A 6,060-nucleotide genomic window follows, 5' to 3' on the forward strand; every position below is an offset into this window, starting at 1 on the left:
CGGGCCCACTGACGCCCAAATCGATGGCCATCGCGGTGTCGTAAGCCGCGACACCCTTGGTACGCGCTTGGAAAATCTCGTTGCGCAGCACCATGCCTTCGTAATCGTCGAGTCGCGACGGCATCCAGTCGAGGAATTCGCGGACGATCTTGTCCCAGCCTTCCGGCAGGTCCATCGACAGCCCGCCGATACGGAAGTAACCGGGATGCATCCGCGCGCCGGTGATGGATTCGATGACGCGGTAGCCGCGCTCGCGGTCGGTGAACATGTAGAACACCGGCGACATCGCCCCGGTGTCCTGCGCCATGGTGCCGTAGAACAGCAGGTGATTCATGATGCGGAACATTTCCGACAACATGATCCGCACCATCAGCGCCCGGTCCGGCGGGCGAATGCCGCAGGCCTTCTCGACCGCCTGCAGATACGGCATCTCGCCCATCACGCCGCCCAGGTAATCGACGCGGTCGGTGTACGGCAGGAAGTTGTGCCAGGTCTGGCGCTCGGCCATCTTCTCGGCGCCGCGATGGTGGAAGCCGATGTCGGGCCTCGCCGCGACGATCTCCTCGCCGTCGAGCGCCAGCACGACGCGAAACACGCCGTGCGTGGCCATCGAGTGCGGCCCGTAGTTGAGGATCATCAGCTCGACGCCGTCGCGATGCGTCGGCAGGCCGAAGCGCTCGGCGTCGGCGACCAGCGCGTGCTCCTTGGCGTCGAACAGCGTCGCCGTCATGTTGAACAGCGGGCGCTCGGTGGCGCGGCCAGGCTGGGTCTTGCGCATCGGATGGCCTTCCCATCCGGGCGGCAGCAGGATGCGCTGCGAATGCGGCCGCGCCTCGAACTCGACGCCGAACATGTCGAAGGCTTCGCGCTCGTACCAGGCTGCGTTCGGAAATACGCCCGTAATCGATTTAGCGCGTGGATACTCCGCATCGAGCGGAGTCTTGATACGGATGTCGGCGTTGCGGTCGTGCGACAGCAGATGGCTGGCGATGGTGATGCCGCTCGGCGGCTGACCTTCGCGATGCTTGCGCGCGGTCTCGTCGATCGCCCACAAATCGACCAGCATCCGGAACGGCTGCGCGATCTCGTCTTTCAAATAGCGATGCACCTCGACCGACGCTTCGGCACGAATCCACAGCGTCGGGAAGTGCTCGTGGGTGATCTGCTCGCCCAGCACCGCGTCTCCAAACCGCGCGCAGAGCTCGCCGACGAGTTCGGTCGTGCTCACAATCGCTCCGGTGGATCGAGAAGGGTTTGCGCCATGCGCTCGTCGTGACGTTGGTCGCGCCGGCGCGGCGCATCGAAGCCGAGGCCTGCGGTGTTGCCGACGGTGACGCCCAGCGGCCGGCGCTCGGTGCCGACCTGCTGCTGCAGCATGATCAACGCGTCGAGCACCGCCTCGGGCCGCGGCGGACAACCGGGTACGTAAACGTCGACCGGAATGAAGCGATCGACGCCCTGCACCACCGAGTAGATGTCGTACATGCCGCCCGAACAGGCGCAGGCGCCCATCGCGATCACCCAGCGCGGCGCGCGCATCTGCTCGTACAGCCGCAACAGCGGCGCGGCCATCTTGTGAAACACGGTGCCGGAGACGACCAGCAGATCTGCCTGCCGCGGCGAGGCGCGGATCACTTCGGCGCCGAACCGCGCCTGATCGTAGACCGGCGTCAGCACGGTGACCTGTTCGACGTAGCAACACGACAGACCGAAATTGAACGGCCACAGGCTGTGCTTGCGCGACCACGCCGTGAGGCCTTCGAGCGTGGTGAACAGGCTGGACAGCGCCATGTGTTCTTCGACCGATACATGTCCGGCCGGTTGCGGCGGCGTGAAGGGCGTATTCATCGCCGGCGCTCCTTGTGCCAGTCGAGCGCGCCATCCGCCCACAGATAAACCAAGGCTAGGGCTAGCACGCCGATGAACACCGCGGCTTCGATCAGGCCGGTCCAGCCGGTGTCGCGCGCGGCGACCGCCCAGGCGAACAGGATCGCGGCTTCCATATCGAAGATCACGAACAGCGCCGCGATCAGGAAGTACGGCGCATTGAGCGGCCCCTGCTGCGGCTGCGCCGGGAGCACGCCGCCCTCATACGGCACGTCGGCCCGCGCACCGGAGCGTTTCTCGCGCAGCCATGCCGCCACGAAGATGATGGCGACGACGATCGCCGCGGAGAGCGCGACGTGAATGGCGAGGGCTGCGCCGGGACTGAGCGGAAAGATCAAGTCACCCACCGGATGAACTCCCGAACGACGAGCGGATCAGAGCGACCCGGAGCGGGGATGGAGCTTTTTTCGTTGACGGCGGGATCATGACACCCAGACCGTCCAGACCGCTTGACGCCGATCAAGCCGGCAGCGGGTCTCAGGAAAAATCCGCAGGCGGATCCGGCACTTGGGAACTCACCAGCTTATGCTGAAACGCCGCCAGGAGGGGGCGTTTCATAACCATCTCACGGGTCGCGCCGGCCCCGAATTGGTCGGGCGGACTCGGCTGCGGCACGTTGCCGCCCTGGGATGATAACGGCCGGCCACGAGTCACGCCGTGCGTGGACAACCCGCGCCGCTCATTTCGAAGCGGCGTGAACTGCTTTAATCATTGAGTCGGTTCCCTCGGTCCGAGACCGGCCATGCCGCTGCTTCGCCTGTATACCCGCGTGCTTCAGCTCCTCGGCAAGGAGGCCCGGCTCGCCTGGATTCTGGCGGTCGCCAATCTGCTGCTGGCCATCGCGCAGTTCGCCGAACCGGTGCTGTTCGGTCGCATCGTCGATGTCCTCAGCGGCAATCTCGCCACCGGCGCGCTGGCGCCGGAGACGCGCTCGCCCTGGCCGCTGCTCGGCGCATGGGTGGCGTTCGGCCTGTTCACGATCGTCTGCTCGGCCGCCGTCGCGCTGCATGCCGACCGGCTGGCACATCGCCAGCGCCAGGTCGTGCTCACCAGTTACTTCGAGCACATCCTGCAGCTGCCGATGACGTTCCACACCGGCACGCATAGCGGCCGGCTGATGAAGGTGATGCTCAACGGCACCGACGCGCTGTGGCGGCTGTGGCTCGGCTTCTTCCGCGAGCACTTCGCCGCCATCCTGTCGCTTGTCGTGCTGCTGCCGCTGTCGCTGTACATCAACTGGCGGCTGGCGCTCTTGCTGTTCGGCCTGTGCGTGGTGTTCACCGTGCTGACGACGCTGGTCGTGCACAAGACCTACGGCATGCAGGGCGAAGTCGAGACACAATACAGCGACCTGTCGGCGCGCGCCTCCGACGCGCTCGGGAACGTCGCGCTGGTGCAGAGCTTCGTGCGCGTCGATGCCGAGGTGCAGGGGCTGCGCTTCGTCTCCGAGAAGCTGTTGGCGGCGCAGATGCCGGTGCTGTCGTGGTGGGCCTTGGTGACGGTGATCACCCGCGCCTCCACCACCATCACCATCCTGTGCATCTTCGCGCTCGGAATCTGGCTCAACCAGCAAGGTCTCACCAGCGTCGGCGAGATCGTGATGTTCGTGTCATTTGCGTCGCTTCTGATCCAGCGGCTCGAGCAAGTCGTGAGCTTCGTCAACAACGTGCTGCTGGAAGCACCACGGCTGAAAGAATTCATCGACGTGCTCGACGCCGTGCCGGCGGTGCACGACCGGCCCGATGCGATCGATCCCGGCCGACTGCAGGGACTCATCGAATTTAACGACGTGTCGTTCTCCTATGACGGCAAGCGGCCGGCGGTCGAGGATCTGAGCTTCACGGCGCTTCCCGGCCAGACCATCGCGCTGGTCGGCGCCACCGGCGCCGGCAAGTCCACCGCGATCGCGCTGCTGCATCGCGCCTTCGATCCACAATCCGGACTCATCAAGATCGACGGCATGGACATCCGCGGCCTGACGCTGTCAGCACTGCGACGAAACATCGGCGTGGTGTTTCAGGAAGCGCTGCTGTTCGACCGCACCATCGCCGACAATCTGCGGGTCGGCAAACCCGACGCGACCGAGGCCGAACTGCGCGCCGCCGCCGAGCGCGCTCAGGCGCTCGACTTCATCGAGCGCAGCCCCAACAAATTCGACACGCTGGCGGGCGAACGCGGCCGCATGCTGTCCGGAGGCGAGCGCCAGCGGCTGTCGATCGCACGGGCGTTGCTCAAAGACCCGCCGATCCTGATTCTCGACGAAGCCACCTCGGCGCTCGACGCCGTCACCGAGGCGCGCATCAATCTGGCGCTCGACGAGGTGATGAAGGGCCGCACCACCTTCGTCATCGCGCACCGGCTCTCGACCATTCGGCACGCCACGCGCATTCTGGTGTTCGACAACGGGCGCGTGATCGAAAGCGGAACGTTCGACGAACTGATCGCGCAGCGCGGCTATTTTGCGGAACTTGCCCGCGCGCAATTCATGCTGCAGGCGAATGCATCCGGGCCGGCCAGCGACACGCAGGCCGCAGCCACAAATCTGTGAGCGCGGCGGTACATAACTCCCGACGCCACCGCCGAATTTCGGCCCCTTTCGTCCATGAATAAGTCACCCCAAGCTCTGTTCTCGCAGCGCGAGCCGGTATAGGGTCGGGTTTGCTGGGGCCACCGCCTGAACCCGAACGTCAACTCGTTTAGATCTCGCCACGGACCGGACTGATCGCGCCGCCAGGGTCGCGCATCCGAGCCGCGTCGAGAATCTCGAAGGACCGGAATCGGATCGTGCTTTCCAAAGTCGTGCAGCCTCGTCGGTCCTCGTTGTTTGTCGCGCTGGTCGCGGCTTTGTTCGCTCTCACCGCGCTGGCGCGTGGCGCTCAAGCCGAAGCGCTGCTGTTGGTCGAAGCCGATACCGGCAAGGTGTTGGTCGCCGAGAATGCCACCTATCCGTGGTATCCGGCCTCGGTCACCAAGCTGATGACACTGTACGTCACGCTGCAGGCTGTGAAGCAGGGCCGCATCACGCTCGACACGTTGGCGACGGTGTCGCCGGTCGCGGCCGCACAATCGCCGTCGAAGATGGGCTTTCGTCCCGGCACGCAGGTCACCATCGACAATGCGTTGAAGATGATGATGGTGAAGTCCGCCAACGACATGGCGGTGGTGCTCGCCGAAGCCGTCGGCGGCTCGGTCGACGGCTTCGCCGACATGATGAACCAGACCGCCGAAAAGCTCGGCATGACGCAGACCCACTACGTCAATCCCAACGGTCTGCCGGCCGACGGCCACGTCACCTCGGCTCGCGATCTGGCGATCCTGGCCCGCGCTATCATTCATGACGAGCCGGAGTACGAGTACTTCGTCCACATCCCGGCGATGAAGTTCGGCAAGCGCGTCACCCGCAACTTCAACAAGCTGATCGGCCGCTATCCGGGCGCCGACGGCTTCAAGACCGGTTTCATCTGCGCCTCGGGCTACAACCTCGTCGCCAGCGCCACCCGTAACGGCCGCCGCCTGATTGCCGTCGTGCTCGGCGCCAACTCCGGAACGGACCGCGCCGTCAAGGCGGCGCAGCTGCTCGAGCGCGGCTTCTCCACCAACACGCTGGCTTGGCTGACGCCGTCGCTTGGCACCGTCGACAATCTGGCGCCGATCGCCGCCGAGCCGCCGAACCTGCGCGACGAAATGTGCGGCCCCAAGCGCAAGCGTCCGGCCAGCGACGAAGACGAGACCGTGGCCGGCGCGAGCGGCGAGAACGTGCTGTCCATGTTCACGACCCCGACGCTGCGCCCGGTCGACATGATCGCCGCCGATCCTGCGCCGGCCGAACCTGTCGTCGTCTACACAGGGCCGACCCGCACCGGCGCCGCGCTGATCGCTGCCGTCGCGGCCGACAGTCAGCAACAGGCGCATCCGGGCAAGAAGAAGCACGCCAAGAAGAAGGGCACCAAGCAAAAGGACGAGCCGCAACAGGCCGCCGGCAGCGAAGCGGCGTCGGAAAGGGAAACGGAGAAGCCGAAGCGCGTATCCGTCACCGTCGACCCCAACAAGCCTGCAGCGAAGCCGGCGCATCCCAAGCACGCTCGCGCAAAGCCCGACGCTTCAACGGCCCAGGCGGCGACCGACAAGCCCGCCGCCAAGCCAAAGGCGAAGAAGCCGAAGACCGCCGCGACG

Annotated in this window: 5 protein-coding genes; 2 read left to right on the forward strand and 3 right to left on the reverse strand. The window is 65.7% G+C overall.

Annotated elements, in window-relative coordinates; genetic code table 11:
• The 3 genes from I5M_RS12745 to I5M_RS12755 form a co-directional block, all read right to left on the reverse strand.
• Positions 1–1,228 (reverse strand): NADH-quinone oxidoreductase subunit C (locus tag I5M_RS12745; protein WP_022721755.1); only part of this gene is annotated, 1,228 nt, incomplete at its 3' end.
• Positions 1,225–1,848, reverse strand: a complete 624-nt coding sequence (locus I5M_RS12750) for an NADH-quinone oxidoreductase subunit B family protein (protein ID WP_022721756.1) — start codon at positions 1,846–1,848, stop codon at positions 1,225–1,227. The genes I5M_RS12750 and I5M_RS12745, both read right to left, overlap by 4 nt.
• Positions 1,845–2,234 (reverse strand): NADH-quinone oxidoreductase subunit A, encoded by a 390-nt coding sequence (locus I5M_RS12755; RefSeq protein WP_022721757.1) that lies wholly within the window; start codon positions 2,232–2,234, stop codon positions 1,845–1,847. Before I5M_RS12755 ends, I5M_RS12750 begins: the two co-directional genes overlap by 4 nt.
• Before the next feature lie 395 nt (positions 2,235–2,629).
• Here I5M_RS12755 and I5M_RS12760 point away from each other — a divergent pair, with 395 nt between their 5' ends.
• Positions 2,630–4,435: a glucan ABC transporter ATP-binding protein/ permease gene (locus I5M_RS12760; RefSeq protein ID WP_022721758.1), complete on the forward strand. Its 1,806-nt coding sequence runs from the start codon at positions 2,630–2,632 to the stop codon at positions 4,433–4,435.
• Between the two features lie 236 nt (positions 4,436–4,671).
• The coding region (locus tag I5M_RS12770) for a D-alanyl-D-alanine carboxypeptidase family protein (protein WP_051048733.1) at positions 4,672–6,060 on the forward strand (1,389 nt) is incomplete at its 3' end.

Origin of the sequence: Rhodopseudomonas sp. B29, assembly GCF_000333455.1 — a bacterium.
Taxonomy (GTDB): Bacteria; Pseudomonadota; Alphaproteobacteria; order Rhizobiales; family Xanthobacteraceae; genus Rhodopseudomonas.

Excerpts from the sequence above, each read along its gene's own strand:
- I5M_RS12750 (WP_022721756.1), bottom strand. The coding sequence starts at position 1,848 with ATGAATACGCCCTTCACGCCGCCGCAACCGGCCGGACATGTATCGGTC.
- I5M_RS12760 (WP_022721758.1), top strand. The coding sequence starts at position 2,630 with ATGCCGCTGCTTCGCCTGTATACCCGCGTGCTTCAGCTCCTCGGCAAG.